General features: G+C 52.0%; 26 protein-coding genes and 1 other annotated feature. Of the genes, 20 read left to right on the top strand and 6 right to left on the bottom strand.

Annotated elements, in window-relative coordinates; all coding sequences use genetic code 11:
* Nucleotides 1-74 precede the first annotated feature (74 nt).
* The 7 genes from AC1MKH_RS14070 to AC1MKH_RS14040 all read left to right on the top strand — a co-directional run bounded on the left by AC1MKH_RS14070 (nucleotide 75) and on the right by AC1MKH_RS14040 (nucleotide 7909).
* A complete protein-coding gene (locus tag AC1MKH_RS14070) occupies nucleotides 75-722 on the top strand; it encodes a YchE family NAAT transporter (protein ID WP_015964160.1) in 648 nt (215 codons plus the stop codon).
* 717 nt (nucleotides 723-1439) lie between these two features.
* The gene (gene oppA / locus AC1MKH_RS14065; protein WP_276219996.1) at nucleotides 1440-3071 is read left to right on the top strand and encodes an oligopeptide ABC transporter substrate-binding protein OppA; all 1632 of its coding nucleotides are present in this window, start codon (nucleotides 1440-1442) and stop codon (nucleotides 3069-3071) included.
* 84 nt (nucleotides 3072-3155) lie between these two features.
* Nucleotides 3156-4076, top strand: a complete 921-nt coding sequence (gene oppB, locus AC1MKH_RS14060) for an oligopeptide ABC transporter permease OppB (protein ID WP_015964162.1) — start codon at nucleotides 3156-3158, stop codon at nucleotides 4074-4076.
* A gap of 14 nt (nucleotides 4077-4090) precedes the next feature.
* On the top strand, nucleotides 4091-4999 hold the full coding sequence (gene oppC / locus AC1MKH_RS14055; RefSeq protein ID WP_276219997.1) for an oligopeptide ABC transporter permease OppC: 909 nt from the start codon (nucleotides 4091-4093) through the stop codon (nucleotides 4997-4999).
* Between the two features lie 11 nt (nucleotides 5000-5010).
* Nucleotides 5011-6024: an ABC transporter ATP-binding protein gene (gene oppD, locus AC1MKH_RS14050; RefSeq protein WP_276219998.1), complete on the top strand. Its 1014-nt coding sequence runs from the start codon at nucleotides 5011-5013 to the stop codon at nucleotides 6022-6024.
* A complete protein-coding gene (gene oppF / locus AC1MKH_RS14045; protein ID WP_015964165.1) occupies nucleotides 6021-7025 on the top strand; it encodes a murein tripeptide/oligopeptide ABC transporter ATP-binding protein OppF in 1005 nt (334 codons plus the stop codon). The genes oppD and oppF overlap by 4 nt, the downstream gene beginning before the upstream one ends.
* Before the next feature lie 56 nt (nucleotides 7026-7081).
* The gene (locus AC1MKH_RS14040) at nucleotides 7082-7909 is read left to right on the top strand and encodes an ion transporter (protein WP_276219999.1); all 828 of its coding nucleotides are present in this window, start codon (nucleotides 7082-7084) and stop codon (nucleotides 7907-7909) included.
* A gap of 35 nt (nucleotides 7910-7944) precedes the next feature.
* On the opposite strand, the gene AC1MKH_RS14035 is transcribed toward AC1MKH_RS14040, so the two are convergent.
* Together AC1MKH_RS14035 and cls are read right to left on the bottom strand one after the other, a co-directional pair.
* A complete protein-coding gene (locus AC1MKH_RS14035; protein ID WP_015964167.1) occupies nucleotides 7945-8274 on the bottom strand; it encodes an HI1450 family dsDNA-mimic protein in 330 nt (109 codons plus the stop codon).
* 34 nt (nucleotides 8275-8308) lie between these two features.
* Complete coding sequence (gene cls, locus AC1MKH_RS14030) at nucleotides 8309-9769, bottom strand: cardiolipin synthase (RefSeq protein ID WP_276220000.1); 1461 nt, start codon at nucleotides 9767-9769, stop codon at nucleotides 8309-8311.
* Nucleotides 9770-9911: 142 nt separating this feature from the next.
* Between cls and AC1MKH_RS14025 the strand changes: the two genes are divergently transcribed.
* Nucleotides 9912-10085 carry a YciY family protein gene (locus tag AC1MKH_RS14025; protein WP_149462701.1) on the top strand — a complete coding sequence of 58 codons (174 nt, stop codon included), beginning with the start codon at nucleotides 9912-9914 and terminating at the stop codon, nucleotides 10083-10085.
* 43 nt (nucleotides 10086-10128) lie between these two features.
* Here the strand turns inward: AC1MKH_RS14025 and AC1MKH_RS14020 are convergent, their stop codons facing one another.
* Complete coding sequence (locus AC1MKH_RS14020; protein ID WP_015964170.1) at nucleotides 10129-10425, bottom strand: YciI family protein; 297 nt, start codon at nucleotides 10423-10425, stop codon at nucleotides 10129-10131.
* Nucleotides 10426-10647: 222 nt separating this feature from the next.
* Here AC1MKH_RS14020 and tonB point away from each other — a divergent pair, with 222 nt between their 5' ends.
* Nucleotides 10648-11370: a TonB system transport protein TonB gene (tonB, locus tag AC1MKH_RS14015; protein ID WP_276220121.1), complete on the top strand. Its 723-nt coding sequence runs from the start codon at nucleotides 10648-10650 to the stop codon at nucleotides 11368-11370.
* 40 nt (nucleotides 11371-11410) lie between these two features.
* On the opposite strand, the gene AC1MKH_RS14010 is transcribed toward tonB, so the two are convergent.
* The 3 genes from AC1MKH_RS14010 to pfkB form a co-directional block, all read right to left on the bottom strand.
* Complete coding sequence (locus AC1MKH_RS14010; RefSeq protein ID WP_231827085.1) at nucleotides 11411-12271, bottom strand: fructosamine kinase family protein; 861 nt, start codon at nucleotides 12269-12271, stop codon at nucleotides 11411-11413.
* 105 nt (nucleotides 12272-12376) lie between these two features.
* On the bottom strand, nucleotides 12377-12664 hold the full coding sequence (ghoS, locus tag AC1MKH_RS14005; RefSeq protein WP_276220122.1) for a type V toxin-antitoxin system endoribonuclease antitoxin GhoS: 288 nt from the start codon (nucleotides 12662-12664) through the stop codon (nucleotides 12377-12379).
* An 87-nt stretch (nucleotides 12665-12751) separates the two neighbouring features.
* On the bottom strand, nucleotides 12752-13687 hold the full coding sequence (gene pfkB / locus AC1MKH_RS14000; protein ID WP_276220001.1) for a 6-phosphofructokinase II: 936 nt from the start codon (nucleotides 13685-13687) through the stop codon (nucleotides 12752-12754).
* Nucleotides 13688-14002: 315 nt separating this feature from the next.
* Here pfkB and AC1MKH_RS13995 point away from each other — a divergent pair, with 315 nt between their 5' ends.
* The 11 genes from AC1MKH_RS13995 (at nucleotide 14003) to btuC (ending at nucleotide 24057) form a co-directional block, all read left to right on the top strand.
* Nucleotides 14003-14761, top strand: coding sequence for a DUF481 domain-containing protein (locus tag AC1MKH_RS13995; RefSeq protein WP_276220002.1), 759 nt, complete (start codon nucleotides 14003-14005; stop codon nucleotides 14759-14761).
* A 270-nt stretch (nucleotides 14762-15031) separates the two neighbouring features.
* A complete protein-coding gene (locus AC1MKH_RS13990) occupies nucleotides 15032-15268 on the top strand; it encodes a YdgH/BhsA/McbA family protein (RefSeq protein WP_276220003.1) in 237 nt (78 codons plus the stop codon).
* Nucleotides 15269-15808: 540 nt separating this feature from the next.
* A complete protein-coding gene (gene thrS, locus AC1MKH_RS13985; RefSeq protein ID WP_015964179.1) occupies nucleotides 15809-17737 on the top strand; it encodes a threonine--tRNA ligase in 1929 nt (642 codons plus the stop codon).
* A 3-nt stretch (nucleotides 17738-17740) separates the two neighbouring features.
* Nucleotides 17741-18283 (top strand): translation initiation factor IF-3, encoded by a 543-nt coding sequence (gene infC / locus AC1MKH_RS13980; protein ID WP_071843507.1) that lies wholly within the window; start codon nucleotides 17741-17743, stop codon nucleotides 18281-18283.
* Between the two features lie 91 nt (nucleotides 18284-18374).
* Nucleotides 18375-18572, top strand: a complete 198-nt coding sequence (gene rpmI, locus AC1MKH_RS13975; protein ID WP_001124225.1) for a 50S ribosomal protein L35 — start codon at nucleotides 18375-18377, stop codon at nucleotides 18570-18572.
* 52 nt (nucleotides 18573-18624) lie between these two features.
* Nucleotides 18625-18981, top strand: a complete 357-nt coding sequence (rplT, locus tag AC1MKH_RS13970) for a 50S ribosomal protein L20 (protein ID WP_000124850.1) — start codon at nucleotides 18625-18627, stop codon at nucleotides 18979-18981.
* Between the two features lie 117 nt (nucleotides 18982-19098).
* Nucleotides 19099-19223, top strand: a sequence feature (Phe leader region).
* Nucleotides 19104-19148: a pheST operon leader peptide PheM gene (gene pheM / locus AC1MKH_RS13965; RefSeq protein ID WP_001386830.1), complete on the top strand. Its 45-nt coding sequence runs from the start codon at nucleotides 19104-19106 to the stop codon at nucleotides 19146-19148. (Overlaps the previous feature by 45 nt.)
* Nucleotides 19224-19285: 62 nt before the next feature.
* Nucleotides 19286-20269, top strand: a complete 984-nt coding sequence (pheS, locus tag AC1MKH_RS13960) for a phenylalanine--tRNA ligase subunit alpha (RefSeq protein WP_149462691.1) — start codon at nucleotides 19286-19288, stop codon at nucleotides 20267-20269.
* 15 nt (nucleotides 20270-20284) lie between these two features.
* The gene (gene pheT, locus AC1MKH_RS13955; protein WP_276220004.1) at nucleotides 20285-22672 is read left to right on the top strand and encodes a phenylalanine--tRNA ligase subunit beta; all 2388 of its coding nucleotides are present in this window, start codon (nucleotides 20285-20287) and stop codon (nucleotides 22670-22672) included.
* Nucleotides 22673-22676: 4 nt separating this feature from the next.
* The gene (ihfA, locus tag AC1MKH_RS13950; RefSeq protein ID WP_003030571.1) at nucleotides 22677-22976 is read left to right on the top strand and encodes an integration host factor subunit alpha; all 300 of its coding nucleotides are present in this window, start codon (nucleotides 22677-22679) and stop codon (nucleotides 22974-22976) included.
* A 100-nt stretch (nucleotides 22977-23076) separates the two neighbouring features.
* Complete coding sequence (gene btuC, locus AC1MKH_RS13945; protein WP_276220005.1) at nucleotides 23077-24057, top strand: vitamin B12 ABC transporter permease BtuC; 981 nt, start codon at nucleotides 23077-23079, stop codon at nucleotides 24055-24057.
* The last annotated feature ends 17 nt before the right edge of the window (nucleotides 24058-24074 follow it).

Below are 24074 nucleotides of genomic sequence, written 5' to 3'. Positions count from 1 at the left end.
ACAGCGTATCTTCTGCGGAGTTTTTGTATTCATTTTTCGTCAACTACCACTTTTTATGGTGTTTCGGAGTTCACGTGACTCAGGCTCTGTTTGATTTTCCGATTTTTGTGAAGTTTTTTATTGGGCTATTCGCGCTGGTAAACCCGGTTGGGATCATCCCCGTCTTCATCAGTATGACGAGCTACCAGACGGCGGCCGCGCGTAATAAAACCAATATGACGGCGAACCTCTCCGTCGCCATTATTCTGTGGACCTCGCTGTTTCTCGGCGATGGCATTCTGCAACTTTTCGGGATCTCCATCGACTCCTTCCGCATTGCGGGCGGTATCCTGGTGGTCACCATCGCAATGTCGATGATTAGCGGCAAGCTGGGGGAAGATAAGCAGAACAAACAGGAAAAATCAGAGACGGCGATTCGCGAAAGCGTGGGCGTTGTGCCATTAGCGCTGCCGTTGATGGCTGGGCCTGGCGCAATCAGTTCTACTATCGTGTGGGGGACGCGCTTTCATACGCTTCCTTATCTCGCCGGTTTTACGGTGGCCATTGCGCTGTTTGCTTTCTGCTGTTGGGGGCTCTTTCGCATCGCGCCCTGGCTGGTGCGCTTGTTAGGGCAGACCGGTATCAACGTCATCACCCGTATCATGGGTCTGTTGCTAATGGCGCTGGGTATTGAATTTATTGTGACCGGAATAAAAGCCATTTTCCCGGGGCTTGTGAACTAACTTCCTTTCTCAGCCGGCAGAGCAGCAGACTCTGCCGGTTGCTCCATTATTCGCAAATCATATCGAATATAGTGCTAATGGCATGAGCGATAAGTCTTAGTGATGATAGACAAAATTCACTAATATCATTGCCTTAGCGCTGCACCCTCCATCGGGCATTGCCATCTCTTATGTTATTTCTCTCACACTATACTGTTACGCTTGCTGTCGGATAATCGAAATGATATTAGTAATTTTGACCATCCGACAGATTAATGTACTAAATAATGAACGAATGTTAATTATTTGTATATAAAATGAGCTGAGGTTTCATTGATACGCTGATTGTCGGAGGTGATGTCGCTATCTCTTTGAAAAATAACGAGTTGTTTTAAACTGGCAGTGCGTTGAATTCACGGGTAAAGCGGTCTGATGGCGATGAAAAGAGAATTGCTTAACAAATTTGCAAATTATATTGGCGGCGAAGAAGGGCATTTGGTACTTTCCGGCCTTATACCGTCGCGGATAATGAAGAGATAACACAGGTGGCTCGACAGGGGAGACACCTTGAATGAATCGACGACAGGCTGCCAAAGAGCGGCCGTAATAAAAAAGTCGGTGATAGCAAGCAGTACCAAAAAACTGGCAGACGCAAAAGCTCCTGCGCTGTACAGAGACCCCAAAGGGGATAACAGGCTGGCAAGATCCAGTAATTATAATGAGCGGAGTATCAACACAATGTCCATCATCACGAAGAAAAGCGTAATCGCTGCGGGAATTTTCACGGCGCTATTGGCAGGGAATGCAGCAATGGCTGCTGATGTGCCCGCAGGCGTACAGTTGGCAGAAAAACAGACGCTGGTACGCAATAACGGCTCTGAAGTACAGTCACTCGATCCACACAAAATTGAAGGCGTTCCGGAATCCAATATCAGCCGCGACCTGTTTGAAGGCCTGCTGGTCAGCGACCTCGATGGTCACCCGTCTCCGGGCGTGGCGGAATCCTGGGACAACAAAGATTTTAAAGTCTGGACTTTCCATCTGCGTAAAGATGCAAAATGGTCGGATGGTTCTCCGGTAACTGCACAAGATTTCGTCTATAGCTGGCAGCGTTCAGTTGACCCGAAAACGGCATCCCCGTACGCCAGCTATCTGCAATATGGCCATATCGCCAATATTGATGGCATCCTCGAAGGCAAAAAACCGATTACCGACCTCGGCGTGAAAGCCGTTGATGACCATACCTTAGAAGTCACCTTAAGTGAGCCCGTTCCGTACTTCTATAAACTGCTGGTGCACCCGTCAACCTCTCCGGTGCCCAAAGCCGCTATTGAGAAATTTGGCGAAAAATGGACCCAGCCTGCAAACATCGTGACCAATGGCGCGTATAAATTAAAAGATTGGGTGGTCAACGAACGTATTGTGCTTGAACGTAGCCCTACTTACTGGGATAACGCCAAAACCGTCGTTAACCAGGTGACCTACCTGCCTATTTCTTCTGAAGTGACCGACGTGAACCGCTACCGCAGCGGTGAAATCGACATGACCTATAACAACATGCCGATTGAACTGTTCCAGAAACTGAAAAAAGAGATCCCTGACGAAGTTCACGTCGACCCGTATCTGTGCACTTACTACTACGAAATTAATAACCAACGTGCGCCATTTACCGATGTGCGCGTGCGTACCGCGCTGAAGCTGGGTATGGACCGCGATATTATCGTCAATAAAGTGAAAGCGCAGGGGGATAAGCCGGCATTTGGCTTCACTCCGCCATACACCGATGGCGCAAAATTAACACAGCCAGAGTGGTTTAGCTGGAGCCAGGATAAACGTAATGAAGAAGCGAAAAAACTGCTGGCAGAAGCGGGTTATACCGCAGACAAACCGTTAACCATTAATTTGCTGTACAACACCTCCGATCTGCATAAGAAACTGGCTATTGCCGCCTCTTCAATCTGGAAGAAAAATATCGGCGTCAATGTTAAACTGGTCAACCAGGAGTGGAAAACCTTCCTCGATACGCGTCATCAGGGAACCTTTGATGTTGCGCGTGCGGGCTGGTGTGCCGATTATAACGAACCGACATCCTTCCTTAATATGATGCTTTCTAATAGCTCGATGAATACCCCGCACTATAAGAGCCCGGCATTCGACAGCATTATGGCAGAAACGCTCAAAGCTACCAGCGAGGCACAGCGTACGGCGCTGTACGATAAAGCAGAACAGCAGCTGGATAAAGACAGCGCGATTGTTCCGGTTTATTACTACGTGAACGCCCGTCTGGTGAAACCGTGGGTTGGCGGTTATACCGGCAAAGACCCAATGGATAATACGTATACTAAAAATATGTACATTGTGAAGCACTAATGGCAATACGTGAGGCAGGCCCGGCCTGTCTCACGGTGTCTCGCTTATCGCATTATTGAAGGCACTGGCCAAAAGGTACGGGCAATGTTGAAATTTATACTTCGTCGCTGTCTGGAAGCGATTCCGACGCTATTTATTCTTATTACCATTTCATTCTTTATGATGCGCCTTGCGCCGGGAAGTCCTTTCACCGGTGAGCGCACCTTACCGCCAGAAGTCATGGCGAACATTGAAGCGAAATACCACTTAAACGATCCCATCACCACGCAATACTTCAGTTACCTGAAGCAACTGGCGCACGGCGATTTCGGGCCATCTTTTAAATATAAAGATTATTCGGTTAACGATCTGGTGGCGAGCAGCTTCCCGGTATCGGCGAAATTGGGGGCGGCCGCTTTTATTCTGGCGGTGGTATTAGGCGTCACTGCGGGCGTGATTGCAGCGCTTAAGCAAAACACCAAATGGGACTACTCGGTAATGGGCGTCGCGATGACCGGGGTGGTGATACCCAGTTTTGTCGTCGCGCCGTTGCTGGTGATGATCTTCGCCATTACGCTGAAATGGCTTCCCGGCGGCGGCTGGAACGGCGGGGCGCTGAAATTTATGATCCTGCCGATGGTGGCGCTGTCTCTGGCCTATATCGCCAGTATCGCGCGTATCACCCGCGGCTCGATGATTGAAGTGCTGCACTCCAACTTTATCCGCACCGCGCGCGCCAAAGGCCTGCCGATGCGGCGGATTATTTTCCGTCACGCCTTAAAACCTGCGTTGCTGCCGGTGCTCTCCTATATGGGGCCCGCGTTTGTCGGCATCATCACCGGTTCAATGGTTATCGAAACCATTTATGGCTTGCCGGGGATTGGGCAACTGTTCGTCAACGGGGCGCTGAACCGCGATTATTCGCTGGTGCTGAGCCTGACCATTCTGGTCGGCGCGCTGACAATCTTGTTTAACGCGGTCGTGGATGTGCTTTACGCCGTGATTGACCCTAAAATCCGTTACTGAGTCTGGAGTTCGCCATGATATTGAGTAAGAAAAATAGCGAGGTGCTGGAGAACTTCAGTGAACAACTGGATGTTGAAGGTCGCAGCCTGTGGCAGGATGCGCGCCGTCGCTTTATGCATAACCGTGCAGCGGTTGCCAGCCTGGTGGTATTAGTGCTGATCGCTCTGTTCGTCACCCTGGCGCCGATGCTGTCGCAGTTCTCCTATTTCGATACGGACTGGGGAATGATGTCGAGTGCGCCAGATATGGAATCCGGTCACTACTTTGGTACTGACTCCTCCGGGCGCGACCTGCTGGTGCGCGTGGCAATCGGCGGGCGCATCTCGCTGATGGTCGGGATTGCCGCAGCGCTGGTGGCGGTGATTGTCGGCACGCTGTACGGATCGCTGTCTGGTTACCTCGGCGGCAAAGTCGACTCGGTCATGATGCGTCTGCTGGAAATCCTAAACTCCTTCCCGTTCATGTTCTTCGTTATCCTGCTGGTGACCTTCTTCGGTCAGAACATCCTGTTGATTTTCGTGGCTATCGGTATGGTTTCCTGGCTGGATATGGCGCGTATCGTCCGTGGGCAAACGCTCAGCCTGAAACGCAAAGAGTTTATCGAAGCCGCGCAGGTTGGCGGTGTGTCTACTGCCAGCATCGTGGTGCGCCACATTGTGCCGAACGTGCTTGGCGTGGTGGTGGTTTATGCATCGCTGCTGGTCCCAAGCATGATTCTGTTTGAATCTTTCCTGAGCTTCCTGGGTCTGGGTACCCAGGAGCCGCTGAGCAGTTGGGGCGCATTGCTGAGCGATGGCGCCAACTCGATGGAAGTTTCTCCATGGCTGCTGCTGTTCCCGGCGGGTTTCCTGGTGGTCACCCTGTTCTGTTTCAACTTTATCGGCGATGGCCTGCGTGATGCCCTCGACCCGAAAGACCGTTAAGGAGAGCCGTGATGAGCGTAATTGATACGGCTAAAGCGCCGCAAACGCAGGCGCAAACGGGCCTGCTGCTGGATGTAAAAGATCTGCGCGTGACGTTTAAAACGCCCGACGGCGATGTGACGGCGGTGAACGACCTCAACTTTAATCTGCGCGCCGGGGAAACACTGGGTATTGTTGGTGAGTCCGGTTCCGGTAAATCGCAAACCGCGTTTGCCCTGATGGGGCTGCTGGCGGGTAACGGACGGATTGGCGGTTCGGCTGCCTTTAACGGTAAAGAGATCCTCAACCTGCCGGAACACGCATTAAATAAACTGCGCGCTGAGCAAATCTCGATGATCTTCCAGGACCCGATGACCTCACTGAACCCGTATATGCGCGTTGGTGAGCAGTTGATGGAAGTTCTGATGCTGCACAAAAACATGAGTAAAGCGGAAGCGTTTGAAGAATCGGTCAAAATGCTTGATGCGGTAAAAATGCCGGAAGCGCGTAAGCGTATGAAAATGTACCCGCATGAGTTCTCCGGCGGCATGCGTCAGCGCGTGATGATTGCGATGGCGCTGCTGTGCCGGCCTAAGCTGCTGATAGCCGATGAACCGACGACTGCGCTGGATGTCACGGTACAGGCGCAAATCATGACGCTGCTCAACGAACTGAAGCGCGAATTTAACACCGCGATTATCATGATTACTCACGATCTCGGCGTCGTTGCGGGTATCTGCGATAAAGTGCTGGTGATGTACGCCGGGCGTACCATGGAATACGGCAACGCGCGCGATGTCTTCTATCATCCGGCGCATCCTTACTCTATTGGTTTGCTCAATGCCGTTCCGCGTCTCGACGCGGAAGGTGAATCGCTGTTAACCATTCCGGGTAACCCACCGAACCTGCTTCGCCTGCCTAAGGGGTGTCCGTTCCAGCCGCGCTGTCCGCACGCGATGGAGATTTGCAGCAGCGCGCCGCCTCTTGAGACGTTCGCGCCAGGTCGCTTACGCGCCTGCTTTAAGCCTGTGGGGGAATTGGTATGAATGCCGTCACTGAAGATAGAAAAATTCTACTCGAAATCGCCGACTTAAAAGTCCATTTTGATATTAAGGATGGCAAACAGTGGTTCTGGCAACCGGCCAAAACCCTGAAAGCCGTCGATGGCGTCACGCTGCGTTTGTATGAAGGGGAAACGCTGGGTGTGGTAGGGGAATCTGGCTGCGGGAAATCCACCTTTGCGCGTGCAATTATCGGCCTGGTGAAAGCCACTGACGGACGCGTGGCCTGGCTGGGGAAAGATTTGCTGGGCATGAAACCGGACGAATGGCGCGACGTGCGTAGCGATATTCAGATGATTTTCCAGGATCCGCTAGCGTCACTCAACCCGCGCATGACCATTGGTGAAATCATAGCCGAGCCGCTGCGTACTTATCATCCGAAAATGCCGCGCCAGGAAGTGCGCGATCGGGTGAAAGCGATGATGATGAAAGTGGGGCTGTTGCCGAACCTGGTCAACCGTTATCCGCATGAATTCTCCGGCGGTCAGTGTCAGCGAATCGGTATTGCGCGCGCGCTGATCCTTGAACCGAAACTGATTATTTGCGATGAACCCGTTTCGGCGCTGGATGTGTCCATTCAGGCGCAGGTGGTGAACCTGTTGCAGCAGTTGCAGCGCGAAATGGGCCTGTCGTTAATCTTTATCGCCCACGATCTGGCGGTAGTGAAACACATTTCCGATCGCGTGCTGGTGATGTATCTGGGTCATGCGGTGGAACTCGGCACCTATGACGAGGTGTATCACAACCCGCTGCATCCTTATACCAAAGCGCTGATGTCGGCGGTGCCGGTGCCCGATCCGGATCTGGAAAAGCAGAAGACCATTCAGTTGCTGGAGGGGGAACTGCCGTCACCGATTAACCCACCATCGGGCTGTGTCTTCCGCACCCGCTGCCCGATCGCCGGGCCGGAGTGTGCGAAAACCCGACCGGTGCTGGAGGGCAGCTTCCGGCACGCGGTTTCCTGCCTGAAGGTAGACCCGTTATAATCGCAAGGGCTGACAATTGTCAGCCCTTTTTCTTATGAGGTTAAAACGTGTTGGTCATGCAAACATTTCGTCGACGGATATATCACGCACTGTTCGACCATAACCGGCGTTCCGCCCGGCGCTTTGAAGCGCTGTGCGGGTTATTCGCACTGTTAAGCGTGGTGGTGATTTTTATTGAGTCAGGCGTCGGAACCACTTATCACCTGACGTACGATGAATGGCATCTTTTTGTGTGGGTGGAAGTTTTCTTCACGCTGGTATTTACCCTCGAATATTTTTTGCGTGTATTCAGTTGGCCGCAGCCAGCGCGTTATGTTTTTAGCCTTTGGGGTTTTATCGATCTCGCCACGATTTTACCGTTTTACGTGATCATGCTGTGGCCGGAGATTGGCATTGATTATCTCTTCGCCTGGCGGGCGATGCGCGTTATTCGCGTGCTGCGTATTCTGAAATTATTACGCCTGATGCCGGCATTAAATGGCATCTGGGGAGCGATTGTAAAATCGCGTCATCAGCTTATTCTGTTCTACGCGTTTATCTCGATTGTTATGGTTGTCGCGGGTGCATTAATGTACGGCATTGAAGGGCCGGCGAATGGCTTCACCACCTTAAGCACCTCGGTCTACTGGGCTATTGTTACCGTAACAACCGTAGGCTACGGTGATATCACGCCGCACACGGCGCCTGGGCGGGCGGTCGCATCGCTGCTAATTTTGATTGGTTATTCCGTTATCGCGATTCCGACCGGCATTATTACCTCACAAATGAGCGGAGAAATAGCCAAACGTCAGCTGGCAAGAATTTGCCCGGATTGTCAGCAGAGCGGGCATGAAACTGCCGCGAAATATTGTAAAGCCTGTGGCGGAAAACTACCGGAAGAATAAAAAAAGGGGCAGCGCTGGCTGCCCCTTCACACATCTTATTCGCGCCAGAGGATGTGGCACAACTTGTGATCTTTCTCGCGACACAGCAGTACGCGCGCAAAGATATCGTTAATTTCGCCACCATCGGTATCGGCAAGGCCAATGACCACTTCGGCGAAGAAGTCCGGGTTCAAATCGAAATCAACGTGTTCCTGCCAGTCTTCTGACGGGTCGAATAACTCTGCACCGCCGCGTTCTTCAAACTGTAGGTTAAACAGAATGACATCAGCGGGATCGAGGTTATCAACCGCCAGTTCGAGAAAAATATCGTAAGCCTGTTCGAGCGTTTCGTCTTCGGTCAGGCGATTGTTTAAATCCATATCCATGATGATTACCTGTTTAACATCTGATGGGCACGTTTTACAGCAACGGGCTAAAGAAGTAAAACAGTCGCTCAGCGATGCGGTGCCAGAACGGGCGTTTCATCCATAAACGGGCGTCCAGTAGGCGGGAGCGGGAGATATAATCATCCTGCACTGCCGCGAGATCGCCACCGAAACCGGCGTCATCGATGACCAGCGTAATTTCGAAGTTAAGCCACAGGCTGCGCATATCCAGGTTAACGGTACCCACCAGGCTTAATTCGCCATCGACCAGTACGCTTTTGGTGTGCAGCAGACCGCCTTCAAACTGATAGATTTTGACACCCGCCGCCAGCAGCTCGGTAAAGAATGCCCGGCTGGCCCAGCCGACCAGAACCGAGTCATTCTTGCGCGGCAGGATAATGCTGACGTCCACACCACGCTGTGCAGCGGTACAGATAGCGTGCAGCAGATCATCGCTCGGCACGAAGTAGGGGGTGGTCATAATCAGGTACTCGCGGGCCGCGTAGGTTGCGGTGAGCAGCGCCTGGTGGATCAAATCTTCCGGGAAACCGGGGCCTGAGGCAATGGTGTGAATCGTGTGCCCGCTGGCTTCTTCAAACGGCATAATGTTGGTATCGGGTGGTGGTGGCAGAATGCGTTTGCCCGTCTCGATTTCCCAGTCGCAGGAATAAACGATACCCATCCCGGTGGCGACCGGGCCTTCCATACGCGCCATCAAATCAACCCACTGACCCACGCCGGAGTCTTGTTTAAAGAAGCGCGGATCGACCATGTTCATACTGCCGGTGTAGGCAATATAGTTGTCGATCATGATCATTTTGCGGTGCTGGCGTAAATCCATACGTCGAAGGAAGACACGCATCAGGTTAACTTTCAGCGCCTCAACCACTTCGATGCCGGAGTTTCGCATCATTGCCGCCCATGGGCTACGGAAGAAGGCGACGCTGCCCGCCGAGTCGAGCATCAATCTGCAGTGAACGCCGCGTCGTGCCGCCGCCATCAGCGACTCCGCAACCTGATCGGCCATGCCGCCGGGCTGCCAGATGTAAAACACCATCTCAATATTGTGGCGTGCCAGCTGGATATCACGGATAAGCGCCTGCATCACGTCGTCAGAACTGGTCAGCAGCTGAAGCTGGTTTCCCTTCATGCCCGCAATGCCCTGGCGACGTTCGCAAAGCTTAAATAAAGAAGAAGCGACCGGGCTGTTGTCTTGCGCGAAAATATGTTTGCACGCTTTGAGATCGTTCAGCCATTTCGCTGTGGAGGGCCACATCGCGCGTGCGCGCTCGGCCCGGCGTTTGCCGAGATGCAGCTCGCCCACCGAGAGATAAGCGATAATCCCGACCAGCGGAAGAATGTAGATAACCAGCAACCATGCCATTGCCGAAGGAACCGCGCGGCGTTTCATCAGAATACGCAGCGTTACCCCCGCAATTAACAACCAGTACCCCAGAATAGCCAGCCAACTCACGACGGTGTAAAAGGTTGTCATAGTCAGAAAGTCCTTTTGAAAGCGTTTGTTATGAGTTTACGCATCAGGATTCATCTGGCAAATAAAAACGCGAGGGAAAAGCGCTGGTAAGCCGATTTCCCGGGGGTATAATAACGGCTCTTCTTCGATAAGAGCGGTAGAAATGAAGCGTAGTAGACCGGAAGTGGGGCGCTGGCGGATGTTGCGTCAGGCGAGCCGCCGCAAAGCCCGTTGGCTGGAAGCGCAGTCGCGCCGTAATATGCGTATCCACTCCATCAGAAAGAGCCTGGTCGGGCGACAGCGTAATTGCTTGCTGTATGCCATTTACGATCTTTAATGGCAAAAGGGCACCGCTTGCGGTGCCCGATGTTTTTCGGAACTCAGAATACTTTTTTGTACGGACGCACGGTCACGCGTTCATACACGCCCGCCGCCACATACGGGTCGTCCTGTGCCCAGGACTGCGCCGCTTCCAGTGATTCGAACTCAGCAATGACCGTTGAGCCGCTAAAACCCGCAGCGCCGGGATCGTTACTATCAACCGCAGGCATCGGGCCCGCCGTCAGAAGGCGACCTTCATCATGCAGCAGTTGTAAACGGGCCAGGTGAGCCGGGCGGACAGACAGACGTTTCTCAAGGGTGTCGGCGTAATCTTCAGCGTAAATGACGTAAAGCACGGGCAGAACTCCTGTTTTAGTTAGCTGTAAATTACGGTAAGTGAAAGCGACAACGACTGCAATGCAAAGTTAAAACAATGATAAAGCAGGGTGGCCGGGCGTGCTTTTTTTCAGCAAAAGCGGCGGAAACTTGACGGAAGATAAGATGCCTTATTGAATATGATTGCTATTTGCATTTAAAATCACACTCATCATTTTTCAACAGTAACGATTATGACTTCAATGACCCTTGATTTACCTCGCCGCTTTCCGTGGCCAACATTGCTGTCCGTTGGTATTCACGGTGCCGTCGTGGCGGGCCTGCTTTACACCTCGGTACATCAGGTTATTGAACTGCCCGCACCCGCTCAGCCTATTTCCATTACGATGGTCGCGCCTTCCGACCTCGAGCCGCCTCAGGCCGTTCAGCCGCCGCAACCCGTAGCCGAGCCTGAACCCGAGCCCGAACCGGAAGTGGTTCCCGAACCGCCAAAAGAAGCGCCGGTGGTTATCGAAAAACCGAAACCTAAGCCGAAGCCAAAACCGAAACCGAAGCCGGTGAAAAAAGTGGAAGAGCGTAAGCCGGAAGTGAAACCGGTAGAAACGCGTCCATTATCGACGACAACCAACGATGCGCCACCGGCGCGTTCTGTCGCCAATAACCAGACCGGTACCAGCAAGCCGACGATCACTGCACCGACGGGGCCGAAAGCGTTAAATCGCTCGCAGCCTAGCTATCCGTCTCGCGCACTGGCGCTGCGTATTGAAGGTAAAGTTCGCGTCAAGTTTGATGTGACGGCTGATGGGCGAGTGGAAAACGTTGAAATTCTTTCCGCGCAGCCGTCGAATATGTTCGAACGCGACGTGAAAGCGGCGATGCGTAAATGGCGCTACGAAGCCGGCAAGCCGGGTAACGGTTTGATCATGAACATTGAGTTCCGCCTTAAAGGCGTACAGATGAGCTAAACCAGAAAGCCCCCGAATTCGGGGGCTTTTGCTATCCGGTTTACGCTGCCAGCACGTTATCCAGCGCTTTCTGCGCAATCACCAGATGCTGCCCACCGAACAGAATTGCCCGGTTGAACAAGGTATAAAGTTGATAGACCGACTGGCGTTCAAGAAAATCAGCCGGCAGCGGTGAGACGGACTGGTACCCGTCGTAAATTTGCGGCGGCTGTTCCGGATGCAGCGGCAGCATCGCCAGGTCGCATTCACGGTCACCCCAGTAGCAGGCAGGATCGAAGATATAAGGGCCGTTCGGGCCGAGCGCACAGTTGTTAGACCACAAATCGCCGTGCAATAACGCAGGCTGCGGCTGATGTGAGCTCAGGCGTTGCTGAACGTGATCGACAATGGCATCAATGTCGCCAAATTCCATCCCTTTCTCCGCAGCCAGTTCCAGCTGCCAGCCAATTCGCTGCTCGGCAAAAAAGGTAGACCAGCGGCGCTGCCAGGCGTTCGGCTGTGGCGTGGTGGAGAGGTCGTTATCAAAGTCGAGGCCAAACTGCGGCTGGTCGCTCCACTGATGGAGACGCGCAATTTGTTGCCCAAGCAAGAACGCGTTATGCGCGTCCAGCGGACGGGGAGGGAGATATTCCATCACCAGGAAGCTGTAATCGCGGTCTGAACCGACGGCGAAAACTTTCGGCACCGTCACGGTTTTACTGCGGGACAAGAGTTCGAGTTGGTCAGCTTCCGCCGTGAAGATGGGCAGCAGCTCACGTTCATCGCATTTCACAAAGAGATCGCGACCTGCGTAGCGAATATGCCATGCGGCGTGGATCTCACCGCCTGGCAGTTCGTCGCGCTGCTCGATTTCACCTTTGCCGAGTTGTTCACTTAACAGGTTACCGATCGCTTGCCACATGATGTCTCTCCCCATGTTTTCTGCCAGATCATAAGGTTAGCGCACAAATGCGGTGCAAAAACTCGAACTAACGCACAACCAGGAGTTAAAATGCCGGAACAGCATTTATTGATCTTTCAGCCACTGCTCGAATGTGATTACGTCAATATCAACAGATTTGCCGATAGCGGTATCCGCAAGCCCGCTCACTAACGCCTTAATTTCCTGACTATTTTGCGGGCTAACCAGGCCAAATGTGTTGGTGCCAAGTTCGTGAACTTTGCCTTCATCATCCGTGAGTGTAAGAGTAAATCCGGCTCGGGTCAGATGATTATTGAGTTCATTAAGCTCAGTTAGCGTCTCTTCCTGAAATTTAATCGTCACGACGTAACGGGTGATATCACCGCTCATAATTCACCTCATTGTTAATAATAGAATTTTTTTAGCATAGTCGATTGGCGCGATTTCGCGACCCGGACGGAGAGCCCGGGCCGGAGTTCATTATTTATTCTGCGACAAATAATCGAAGATTTGCTGCGTGTTTTCGTGAGAGCAGAGACGAGTGCCCTGATTAATCGTGGCCGCGCTCCCGGCGGCAACGCCGTAACGCACCATCTCCTCAAGCCCGGCATTTTCCGCCAGTTTCAACACCATCGCGCCCACCATGCTGTCACCTGCGCCAACGGTGCTCTGGCTCTTTATCGGCGGCGGTACGACCTGAACGCAGTTTTTCGCATCCACGGCAAGCGCGCCCTGAGCGCCGAGGGATACGACCACCCGTGTGGCTTTTCCACTGTGAATGATCTCTTCAGCTGCTTTGCGCACATCATCTGGCTGAATTAAATCGCGTTGCACTAATGCACTGAGTTCTTTCTGATTCGGTTTGACTAACTCAATGTGGCCGATATCCAGCGCGGCGGCCAGCGCATCGCCGGAGCTATCAACAACGCAACGTACACCATGCTGTTGTGCTGACTTAATTAATGCGACAAAGCGTTCAAGGCTAACGCCGGGGGGAAGGCTACCGCTTATCACTAACAGTGAACCGGCTTCAATTTGGGTGACTTTCTCTTCGAGCTTACGAATTTCGTCCTCATGCAGCGTAGCGCCGGGCATCACAAAGCGGTATTGCTCCCCGCTGGTGTTAACGTGGACGTGGAGATTCTGGCGTGTCCATTCCAGCGCCTCAACACATTCTACCGGGACATGTTCTTCGGTTAGCAGGGCGGCGAGGTGTTCACCCGTCGCGCCGCCTACGGGAAAAATTGCCGTCGCCTTTCCGCCTAAAAACGTAATCGCGCGGGCGACGTTAATTCCGCCTCCGCCAGGTTCAAAAACCGGTGAGCTACAACGTAGTTTCCCTTCGGGATAAATTTGCGGCGTCTGCGTGGCGCTGTCGAGCGAAGGGGCGAATGTGAGCGTATAAATCTTAACCATTACTATTACCTCCCTTTATGACCATAAGGCCAGACCTGTCTCAGCCAGAATGTAAGTCTGGCACCGAAAAGGCGAGAGTGAAAGTCACAACACTATAATTTTCAATAAAATGGAAAGCTTTACGTGCGAATATCTATATGAAATAAAGCGCGTTTTGAGATCGTTCTTATTCAAAAAATGAAAGAAGAATTCATTGCTATGTTATGCGGCGCTTTTTATAATTTGTTACCTTTCAATGGACCGCCTGTCGTTGATCCTCGCGAAAGTTTCCGGGACCGTTAAGGTCTCTTTTTTTGTTGTACGGACTCTTTATAAATGAAGCTTTTGAAGACAGTACCCGCGGCTGTGATGCTGCTGGGTGGCGTGTTTGCGTCAATGTATGCAGCTGCCGATGATTCCGTTTTTACTGTCATGGATGACCCTTCCTCCGCGAAGAAGCCTTTTGAAGGCACTGTTAATGCGGGCTATCTGGCCCAGTCGGGTAACACCAAGAGTTCCTCACTGACCGCTGACTCCACCTTAACCTGGTATGGTAATACAACCGCCTGGTCTCTGTGGGGAAATGCCAGCAATACCTCTTCTAATGATGAGCGATCTTCTGAAAAATATGCCGTAGGCGGACGTAGCCGTTATAACATGACGGATACAGACTATTTATTCGGCCAGGCCAGCTGGCTGACCGACCGTTACAATGGTTACCGCGAGCGTGACGTGTTTACCGCCGGTTATGGTCGCCAGTTCCTCAATGGCCCGGTGCACAGTTTCCGTTTTGAATTTGGTCCGGGTGTTCGTTATGACAAGTACACCAATGACGAAACAGAAACCCAGGCTTTGGGTTATGCTTCAGGCACTTATGCCTGGCAGATGACCGATACGGCGAAATTCACGCAGGGTGTTTCTGTGTTTGGTTCAGACGACACCACGGTGAACTCCGAAAGCGCCCTGAACGTCGCCATCAACGAGCACTTTGGTCTCAAGGTTGCCTACAACGTCACCTGGAACTCAGAGCCGCCAGCGACGGCGCCAGAACATACAGATCGACGGACCACGCTTTCTCTCGGTTATAAAATGTAATTTTAAACAGGCCGGAATAACACCGGCCTGTTTGCCATAAATAACGCCCACCTGTATTATTAAATTCTCAACAACGTTTTAAATTTAATAAAAAGAAGATTTCTCCATAATATCTCCATAATTAATCTTGTTGATATATTTTTACCTAATTTGACACGAAAAGCTAAATAATGGGGCTGGTCAAAAATGTGATCTGGATCTACACTGTTGTCAAGGGCGGAAAATGACGCCCGGATTCAAAAGTGCTAATCAAACCAGAGAATAACCATTATGAAAAATATTAAAATCGCAACAGCAGCAGCTGTGCTGTCTGCACTTTCATTCGGTGTATTTGCCGCTGAACCTGCAACGCCTTCTGCCAGTACTCCTGCAACCCAGCACGTCGGAATCACCTCTGCACATGACGTTGAAGCGGGCTCAAACATCGCGCCTGGCTCTCAATCTACTGGCCATTCAATGGATGATGCCTTCAATGTGCATACCCTGGTCGCGGGTGAGTGGTCCTGATAGCATCACGCCTTATTAATAAGAATTCCTTATTGTTCGGTGGTCAGAAAAAACCGGGTAGAGATGTACCGGTTTTTCTATTATTGAGTTTTAGCTTACCGATTGTTAATTGTCGGAATTGTCTGCAAAAATGACCGGGTTGTTAATTTTTGTATTCCACAACGTCAGCCAGCCAACATTGTTACATCGATTAAAATGTTAATCGATCGCACTTTTTGTTTATTTTTTCCTTTCCATGACATTCCTTAACACATTTATCGCCGAGCGTTTTCCTTCCGCACCTCTTCTGTATCCTGTTGGAGGGAAAAGCAGCATCAGACGCAGGGAAGAGTAATTGCGGCTTTAATCACGTAACAATGATGTGTAAACTAGTTGACGGTGTTATCAACAAGCGGATGTAGGTGGCCTCAATACCTCGTATCGATGCCTCATATTTCGCAGAGTGAAGCGGGAATCAGTCCACAACTTGTTGATAAATTTCATTATATTGTTTTGTATGTGCTCTTTCGTGTGGGGCACCACTGCAAATAAGGACATAACATGCCTGTAATTACTCTTCCTGATGGCAGCCAACGCCATTACGACCACGCAGTAAGCCCAATGGATGTGGCTCTGGATATCGGTCCAGGGCTGGCAAAAGCCACTATCGCCGGTCGCGTTAATGGTGAACTGGTCGATGCGTCTGATGTGATTGAAAACGATGTAACCCTTTCTTTGATTACCGCGAAAGATGAAGAAGGGCTGGAGATCATTCGTCACTCCTGCGCACACCTGCTCGGTCATGCTATTAAGCAGCTCTGGCCGAACACAAAAATGGCAATCGGTCCGGTTATCGACAACGGCTTCTACTATGACGTTGATCTTGACCATACCCTGACCCAGGAAGACATTGACGCGCTCGAGAAACGTATGCACGAGCTCGCCGAGAAAAACTACGATGTCATCAAGAAGAAAGTCAGCTGGCATGAAGCCCGCGAGACCTTCGTGAAACGGGGTGAAATCTACAAAGTTTCCATCCTTGATGAAAACATCGCGCATGATGACAAGCCTGGCTTGTATCATCACGAAGAATACGTCGACATGTGCCGCGGTCCGCACGTGCCGAATATGCGTTTCTGCCATCACTTCAAACTGATGAAAACCGCAGGCGCGTACTGGCGTGGCGATAGCGACAATAAAATGTTGCAGCGTATCTACGGTACCGCGTGGGCAGATAAAAAAGCGCTGAATGCGTATCTGCAACGTCTGGAAGAAGCGGCGAAACGCGATCACCGTAAAATCGGTAAGCAGCTCGACCTGTATCATATGCAGGAAGAAGCGCCGGGTATGGTCTTCTGGCACAACGACGGCTGGACTATCTTCCGTGAACTGGAAGTGTTCGTGCGTTCGAAGCTGAAAGAGTACCAGTACCAGGAAGTAAAAGGTCCGTTCATGATGGACCGCGTGCTGTGGGAAAAAACCGGCCACTGGGATAACTACAAAGACGCAATGTTCACCACCTCTTCTGAGAACCGTGAATACTGCATCAAACCAATGAACTGCCCAGGCCACGTTCAGATCTTCAACCAGGGTCTGAAATCCTACCGCGATCTGCCGCTGCGTATGGCGGAATTCGGTAGCTGCCACCGTAACGAGCCGTCAGGCGCGCTGCACGGCCTGATGCGTGTACGCGGGTTCACTCAGGATGATGCGCATATCTTCTGTACTGAAGAGCAAATCCGCGATGAAGTGAACGCCTGTATTCGTATGGTCTACGATATGTACAGCACCTTTGGCTTCGAGAAAATCGTCGTCAAACTCTCCACTCGCCCGGATAAACGTATCGGTAGCGACGAGATGTGGGATCGTGCTGAGGCGGACTTAGCGGTTGCGCTGGAAGAAAACAACATCCCGTTTGAGTATCAACTGGGTGAAGGCGCATTCTACGGTCCGAAAATTGAATTTACCCTGTATGACTGCCTCGATCGTGCATGGCAGTGCGGTACTGTACAGCTGGACTTCTCCTTGCCGTCTCGTCTGAGCGCTTCTTATGTAGGCGAAGACAACGAACGCAAGGTTCCGGTAATGATTCACCGCGCAATTCTGGGGTCGATGGAACGCTTTATCGGCATCCTGACCGAAGAATTCGCCGGCTTCTTCCCAACCTGGCTCGCGCCGGTGCAGGTCGTCGTCATGAATATTACTGATTCTCAGGCTGAATACGTTAACGAATTGACCCGTAAACTACAAAATGCAGGCATTCGTGTAAAAGCAGACTTGAGAAATGAGAAGATTGGCTTTAAAATCCGCGAGCACACTTTACGTCGTGTCCCTTATATGTTGGTCTGTGGTGATAAAGAGGTGGAAGCAGGCAAAGTGGCCGTTCGCACCCGCCGCGGTAAAGACCTGGGCAGCCTGGACGTAAATGAAGTGATCGAGAAGCTGCAACAAGAGATTCGCAGCCGCAGTCTTCAACAACTGGAGGAATAAGGTATTAAAGGCGGAAAACGAGTTCAAACGGCACGTCCGAATCGTATCAATGGCGAGATTCGCGCCCAGGAAGTTCGCTTAACAGGTCTGGAAGGCGAAGCGCTGGGAATTGTGAGTCTGAGAGAAGCGATCGAAAAAGCTGAAGAAGCTGGAGTAGATTTAGTTGAAATCAGCCCTAACGCCGAACCGCCAGTTTGTCGTATTATGGACTACGGCAAGTTCCTTTATGAAAAGAGTAAGTCTTCTAAGGAACAGAAGAAAAAGCAAAAAGTTATCCAGGTTAAGGAAATTAAATTCCGTCCTGGTACCGACGATGGCGATTATCAGGTAAAACTCCGCAGCCTGATTCGCTTTCTGGAAGATGGCGATAAGGCCAAGATCACGCTGCGTTTCCGCGGTCGTGAGATGGCCCACCAACAGATTGGTATGGAAGTGCTGACGCGCGTCCGTGACGATCTGAGTGAACTGGCAGTAGTCGAATCCTTCCCTACGAAGATCGAAGGCCGCCAGATGATCATGGTGCTCGCTCCTAAGAAGAAACAGTAAGGCCATCAAGTAATCATTCCTGTGGGCCTCGGCTCACAGGGTGATTCGCCTTTGTTTCGTTTATTAACAATGCGAAGTGGAAGTTATTAAAATGCCAAAAATTAAGACCGTACGCGGTGCTGCTAAGCGCTTCAAAAAAACCGGTAAAGGTGGTTTTAAGCACAAGCACGCTAACCTGCGTCACATTCTGACCAAAAAAGCGACCAAACGTAAACGTCACCTGCGTCCGAAAGCCATGGTTTCCAAAGGCGATCTGGGTCTGGTAATCGCGTGCCTGCCGTACGCATAAGTCGTTAACGTTTTTTTAACTTTTTAATTAGAATAGATACAGGAGAGCACATATGGCTCGCGTAAAACGTGGTGTAATTGCACGTGCACGTCACAAGAAAATTTTGAAACAAGCTAAAGGCTACTACGGTGCGCGTTCTCGCGTATACCGCGTTGCCTTCCAGGCTGTTATCAAAGCAGGTCAGTACGCTTACCGTGACCGTCGTCAACGTAAGCGTCAGTTCCGTCAACTGTGGATTGCACGTATCAACGCTGCAGCACGTCAGAACGGTATTTCTTACAGCAAATTCATCAACGGCCTGAAAAAAGCCTCTGTTGAAATCGACCGTAAGATCCTGGCTGATATCGCAGTATTCGACAAAGTAGCGTTCACCGCTCTGGTCGAAAAAGCGAAAGCAGCTCTGGCATAAGCCAGTTGAAAGAGGGAGCTTGTCTCCCTCTTTTCGTTTCAACGCTATCAAAACATTGACTTTTATTGTGGCAAGCCTTTCAATAAACGTCAGACGAATTTTACCCTTAAGGTAACGCAAGCATGAATGCTGCTATTTTCCGCTTCTTTTTTTACTTTAGCACCTGAAACCAGGAGGCTAGCGCGTGAAAGAAGAAACGAAAAACAGCGCCTGAAAGCCTCCCCAGTGGAGGCTTTTTTCGTTTGTACAGCACAAAAATTAAGTCCAACGAACCAGTGTCTTTACCGACACAATGAGGAAAACCATGTCACATCTCGCAGAGCTGGTTGCCAGTGCGAAGGCAGCCATTAACCAGGCCTCGGATGTCGCCACGTTAGATAACGTTCGCGTCGAGTACCTTGGCAAAAAAGGGCATCTGACCCTTCAGATGACAACACTGCGTGATCTGCCGCCAGAAGAGCGCCCGGCAGCAGGTGCGGTCATTAACGAAGCAAAAGAGCAGGTTCAGCAGGCGATGAACGCCCGCAAAGCTGAGCTGGAAAGTGCAGTTCTGAACGCCCGTCTGGCTGCCGAAACCATCGACATCTCCCTGCCGGGTCGTCGTATTGAAAACGGTGGTCTGCACCCGGTTACCCGTACTATCGACCGTATTGAAAGTTTCTTCGGTGAGCTCGGCTTTACCGTGGCGACCGGTCCGGAAATCGAAGATGATTACCACAACTTCGATGCGCTGAATATTCCAGGACATCACCCGGCACGCGCTGACCACGACACTTTCTGGTTTGATGCCACGCGTCTGCTGCGCACCCAAACCTCCGGCGTACAGATCCGCACCATGAAAGATCAACAGCCGCCAATTCGTATCATTGCACCGGGCCGCGTATATCGTAACGATTACGACCAAACGCATACCCCGATGTTCCATCAGATGGAAGGTTTGATCGTTGATAAAAACATCAGCTTTACCAATCTGAAGGGCACGCTGCATGACTTCCTGCGTAACTTCTTTGAAGAAGATCTGCAGATTCGTTTCCGTCCGTCCTATTTCCCGTTCACCGAACCGTCTGCGGAAGTTGACGTGATGGGTAAAAACGGTAAATGGCTGGAAGTGCTGGGCTGCGGGATGGTTCACCCGAACGTGCTGCGCAATGTCGGCATTGACCCGGAAGTTTACTCTGGTTTCGCCTTCGGTATGGGGATGGAGCGTCTGACCATGCTGCGTTACGGCGTCACCGATTTACGTGCATTCTTCGAAAACGATCTGCGTTTCCTCAAACAGTTTAAATAAGGGCAGGGCAAAACAATGAAATTCAGTGAACTGTGGTTACGCGAATGGGTTAACCCGGCCATCGATAGCGAAGCGCTGTCCGGTCAAATCACCATGGCAGGCCTGGAAGTCGACGGTGTTGAGCCAGTTGCAGGCACCTTCAACGGTGTGGTTGTGGGTGAAGTGGTTGAGTGCGGTCAGCACCCGAACGCCGACAAACTGCGCGTAACAAAAGTCAATGTCGGCGGTGAACGCCTGCTTGATATCGTCTGTGGCGCGCCAAACTGCCGTCAGGGTCTGCGTGTGGCGGTTGCCACGATTGGCGCTGTACTGCCGGGCGATTTCAAAATTAAAGCCGCCAAACTGCGTGGTGAGCCGTCTGAAGGGATGCTGTGTTCGTTCTCTGAACTGGGTATTTCCGATGACCATAGCGGCATTATCGAACTGCCGGCAGATGCGCCGATCGGTACAGATATCCGCGAATATCTGAAACTTGATGACAACACTATCGAAATCAGCGTGACGCCGAACCGCGCCGACTGCCTCGGTATCATCGGTGTTGCCCGCGATGTGGCCGTACTGAACAAACTGCAGCTGGTTGAGCCGGAAATCACGCCGGTTGCCGCCACCATCAACGACACGTTGCCTATCAGTGTTGAAGCCGCCGACGCCTGCCCGCGTTACCTGGGTCGCGTAGTGAAAGGCATCAACGTCAAAGCGCCAACCCCGCTGTGGATGAAAGAAAAACTGCGTCGCTGCGGTATTCGTTCCATTGACGCGGTTGTTGACGTCACCAACTACGTGCTGCTCGAATTGGGCCAACCGATGCACGCATTCGATAAAGATCGTATCGAAGGCGGTATCGTCGTGCGCATGGCGAAAGAGGGCGAAACGCTGGTTCTGCTTGACGGTAGCGAAGCGAAACTGAAATCCGATACCCTGGTCATTGCCGACCACAACAAAGCGCTGGCAATGGGCGGCATCTTTGGTGGCGAACACTCTGGCGTGAATGGCGAAACGCAAAACGTTCTGCTGGAGTGCGCATTCTTCAACCCGCTGTCTATTACTGGCCGCGCGCGTCGTCATGGCCTGCATACGGATGCTTCTCACCGCTATGAGCGTGGTGTCGATCCGGCGCTGCAGTACAAAGCTCTGGAGCGTGCCACCCGCCTGCTGATGGATATCTGCGGCGGCGAAGCAGGCCCGGTTATCGATGTTACCAACGAATCTACGCTGCCGAAACGTGCGACCATCACCCTGCGTCGCAGCAAGCTGGATCGCCTGATTGGTCATCATATTGCCGATGACGTGGTGACCGATATTCTCCAGCGTCTGGGCTGTGAAGTGACCGTCGGTAACGACCAGTGGCAGGCCGTTGCGCCGAGCTGGCGTTTCGACATGGAAATTGAAGAAGACCTGGTAGAAGAAGTTGCGCGTCTGTTTGGCTACGACAACATCCCGAACGAGCCTGTGCAGGCCGGTCTGGTGATGGGCAGCCATAAAGAAGCCAATCTGTCGCTCAAGCGCGTGAAAACGATGCTGAATGACAAAGGCTACCAGGAAGTGATCACCTATAGCTTCGTCGATCCGAAAGTGCAGCAACTGATTCACCCGGGCGAAGAAGCGCTGATTCTGCCAAGCCCTATCTCCAGTGAAATGTCCGCAATGCGTCTTTCTCTGTGGAGCGGCCTGCTGACCACCGTGGTCTATAACCAGAACCGTCAGCAGAACCGCGTACGTATCTTCGAAACCGGTCTGCGCTTTGTACCGGATACCCAGGCTCCGCTGGGCATTCGTCAGGATGTGATGCTGGGCGGCGTGATTTGCGGCAACCGCTACGAAGAGCACTGGAACCTGGCAAAAGAGACCGTTGATTTCTATGATTTAAAAGGCGATCTCGAAGCTGTTCTCGATTTGACAGGTAAACTGTCTGATATTCAGTTTAAAGCTGAAGCCAATCCGGCACTGCATCCGGGCCAGTCCGCGGCGATTTATCTGAAAGGTGAACGTATTGGTTTCATTGGGGTTGTTCACCCGGAACTGGAACGTAAACTGGATCTCAACGGTCGCACACTGGTGTTCGAACTGGAGTGGAACAAGCTCGCAGACCGCGTGGTTCCTCAGGCACAGGAGATTTCTCGCTTCCCGGCAAACCGTCGTGATATCGCGGTTGTGGTGGCAGAAAACGTACCGGCAGCGGATATTTTGTCCGAATGTAAGAAAGTTGGCGTAAATCAGATAGTTGGCGTAAACTTATTTGACGTGTACCGTGGTAAGGGTGTTGCGGAGGGGTATAAGAGCCTCGCTATCAGCCTGATCCTTCAGGATACCAGCCGTACACTTGAAGAAGAGGATATTGCCACTACCGTTGCCAAGTGTGTAGAGGCATTAAAAGAGCGATTCCAGGCATCATTGAGGGATTGAACCTATGGCGCTTACAAAAGCTGAAATGTCAGAATATCTGTTTGATAAGCTTGGGCTTAGCAAGCGGGATGCCAAAGAGCTGGTTGAGCTGTTTTTTGAAGAGATCCGTCGTGCTCTGGAAAATGGCGAACAGGTTAAACTTTCCGGTTTTGGTAATTTTGACCTGCGAGACAAAAATCAACGCCCGGGTCGTAACCCGAAAACGGGCGAAGATATTCCCATTACAGCCCGGCGCGTGGTGACCTTCAGACCCGGTCAGAAGTTAAAAAGCCGTGTCGAAAACGCGACGCCCAAAGAAGAGTAATTTGCACTAACCAAAAAGGCCGCTATGCGGCCTTTTTTCTTTTCCCGCACGTGGAACCACCGTAAAATCAAACACCTCTCTTGCTGGCACATGGACTACTATGCTGGACTACGTACATCTTCAGCAGCGACGCAATCGGCGCTGGCTCATGATACTGGCGCTCACGCTGCTTGTTGCGCTGACGATAAGCCTCTGTGCCGGAGACCGATGGATCGCTCCAGGCAGCTGGTTTAGCGCCACCGGAAAGCTCTTTATCTGGCAGATTCGCCTGCCGCGTACCGTTGCGGTTCTGTTGGTTGGTGCCGCGCTGGCGTTGTCGGGTGCCGTAATGCAGGCGCTGTTTGAAAACCCGCTGGCGGAGCCTGGCCTGCTGGGGGTTTCTAATGGTGCAGGCGTCGGGCTGATTGCCGCCGTGATGTTAGGGCAGGGAATGCTACCCGGCTGGGCGCTCGGCCTGTCAGCTATTCTCGGGGCGCTGCTTATTACCTTTATTCTGATGCGTTTTGCCAGACGTCATCTTTCTACCAGTAAACTACTCTTAGCCGGGGTTGCGCTGGGCATTATTTGCAGCGCGCTGATGACCTGGGCCGTTTACTTCTCTACATCTTTTGATTTACGCCAACTGATGTACTGGATGATGGGCGGCTTCGGCGGCGTTGACTGGCAACAGAGCTGGCTGATGCTGGGGCTGATTCCGGTTATCGCGTGGATTTGCCTGCAATCACAGCCGTTGAATTTACTGGCGCTGGGCGAAACTTCAGCCAGACAGCTGGGTGTCCCCATTTGGCTGTGGCGTAAACTGCTGGTGATTGCCACCGGTTGGCTGGTTGGCGTCAGCGTGGCGCTGGCGGGCGCAATCGGCTTTGTCGGCCTTGTGGTGCCACATATGCTGCGGCTGTGCGGTCTGACCGATCATCGGGTGCTGCTACCGGCCTGCGCACTGGCAGGGGCAAGTACGTTGCTGGCGGCGGACATCATTGCGCGGCTGGCGCTTCAGGCGGCCGAACTTCCTATCGGTGTTGTGACGGCGACCACGGGAGCGCCCGTCTTTATCTGGCTATTATTGCGTTCTGGGCGCTGACGTTCAGTACATATGCT

Source organism: Pseudocitrobacter sp. CD920760, assembly GCF_057782505.1.
Note: the sequence above shows the minus strand (reverse complement) of the source record. Positions and strands in the feature narration are given on the sequence as shown.

Excerpts from the sequence above, each read along its gene's own strand:
- AC1MKH_RS14010 (WP_231827085.1), bottom strand. The coding sequence starts at position 12,271 with ATGTGGCAAGCGATCGGTAACCTGTTAAGTGAACAACTCGGCAAAGGT.
- oppD (WP_276219998.1), top strand. The coding sequence starts at position 5,011 with ATGAGCGTAATTGATACGGCTAAAGCGCCGCAAACGCAGGCGCAAACG.
- rplT (WP_000124850.1), top strand. The coding sequence starts at position 18,625 with ATGGCTCGCGTAAAACGTGGTGTAATTGCACGTGCACGTCACAAGAAA.
- rpmI (WP_001124225.1), top strand. The coding sequence starts at position 18,375 with ATGCCAAAAATTAAGACCGTACGCGGTGCTGCTAAGCGCTTCAAAAAA.
- AC1MKH_RS13990 (WP_276220003.1), top strand. The coding sequence starts at position 15,032 with ATGAAAAATATTAAAATCGCAACAGCAGCAGCTGTGCTGTCTGCACTT.
- AC1MKH_RS14040 (WP_276219999.1), top strand. The coding sequence starts at position 7,082 with ATGCAAACATTTCGTCGACGGATATATCACGCACTGTTCGACCATAAC.
- oppB (WP_015964162.1), top strand. The coding sequence starts at position 3,156 with ATGTTGAAATTTATACTTCGTCGCTGTCTGGAAGCGATTCCGACGCTA.
- cls (WP_276220000.1), bottom strand. The coding sequence starts at position 9,769 with ATGACAACCTTTTACACCGTCGTGAGTTGGCTGGCTATTCTGGGGTAC.
- pheS (WP_149462691.1), top strand. The coding sequence starts at position 19,286 with ATGTCACATCTCGCAGAGCTGGTTGCCAGTGCGAAGGCAGCCATTAAC.
- AC1MKH_RS14025 (WP_149462701.1), top strand. The coding sequence starts at position 9,912 with ATGAAGCGTAGTAGACCGGAAGTGGGGCGCTGGCGGATGTTGCGTCAG.
- ihfA (WP_003030571.1), top strand. The coding sequence starts at position 22,677 with ATGGCGCTTACAAAAGCTGAAATGTCAGAATATCTGTTTGATAAGCTT.
- AC1MKH_RS14035 (WP_015964167.1), bottom strand. The coding sequence starts at position 8,274 with ATGGATATGGATTTAAACAATCGCCTGACCGAAGACGAAACGCTCGAA.
- btuC (WP_276220005.1), top strand. The coding sequence starts at position 23,077 with ATGCTGGACTACGTACATCTTCAGCAGCGACGCAATCGGCGCTGGCTC.
- pheT (WP_276220004.1), top strand. The coding sequence starts at position 20,285 with ATGAAATTCAGTGAACTGTGGTTACGCGAATGGGTTAACCCGGCCATC.
- pfkB (WP_276220001.1), bottom strand. The coding sequence starts at position 13,687 with ATGGTTAAGATTTATACGCTCACATTCGCCCCTTCGCTCGACAGCGCC.
- oppF (WP_015964165.1), top strand. The coding sequence starts at position 6,021 with ATGAATGCCGTCACTGAAGATAGAAAAATTCTACTCGAAATCGCCGAC.
- oppC (WP_276219997.1), top strand. The coding sequence starts at position 4,091 with ATGATATTGAGTAAGAAAAATAGCGAGGTGCTGGAGAACTTCAGTGAA.
- thrS (WP_015964179.1), top strand. The coding sequence starts at position 15,809 with ATGCCTGTAATTACTCTTCCTGATGGCAGCCAACGCCATTACGACCAC.
- AC1MKH_RS13995 (WP_276220002.1), top strand. The coding sequence starts at position 14,003 with ATGAAGCTTTTGAAGACAGTACCCGCGGCTGTGATGCTGCTGGGTGGC.
- oppA (WP_276219996.1), top strand. The coding sequence starts at position 1,440 with ATGTCCATCATCACGAAGAAAAGCGTAATCGCTGCGGGAATTTTCACG.
- tonB (WP_276220121.1), top strand. The coding sequence starts at position 10,648 with ATGACCCTTGATTTACCTCGCCGCTTTCCGTGGCCAACATTGCTGTCC.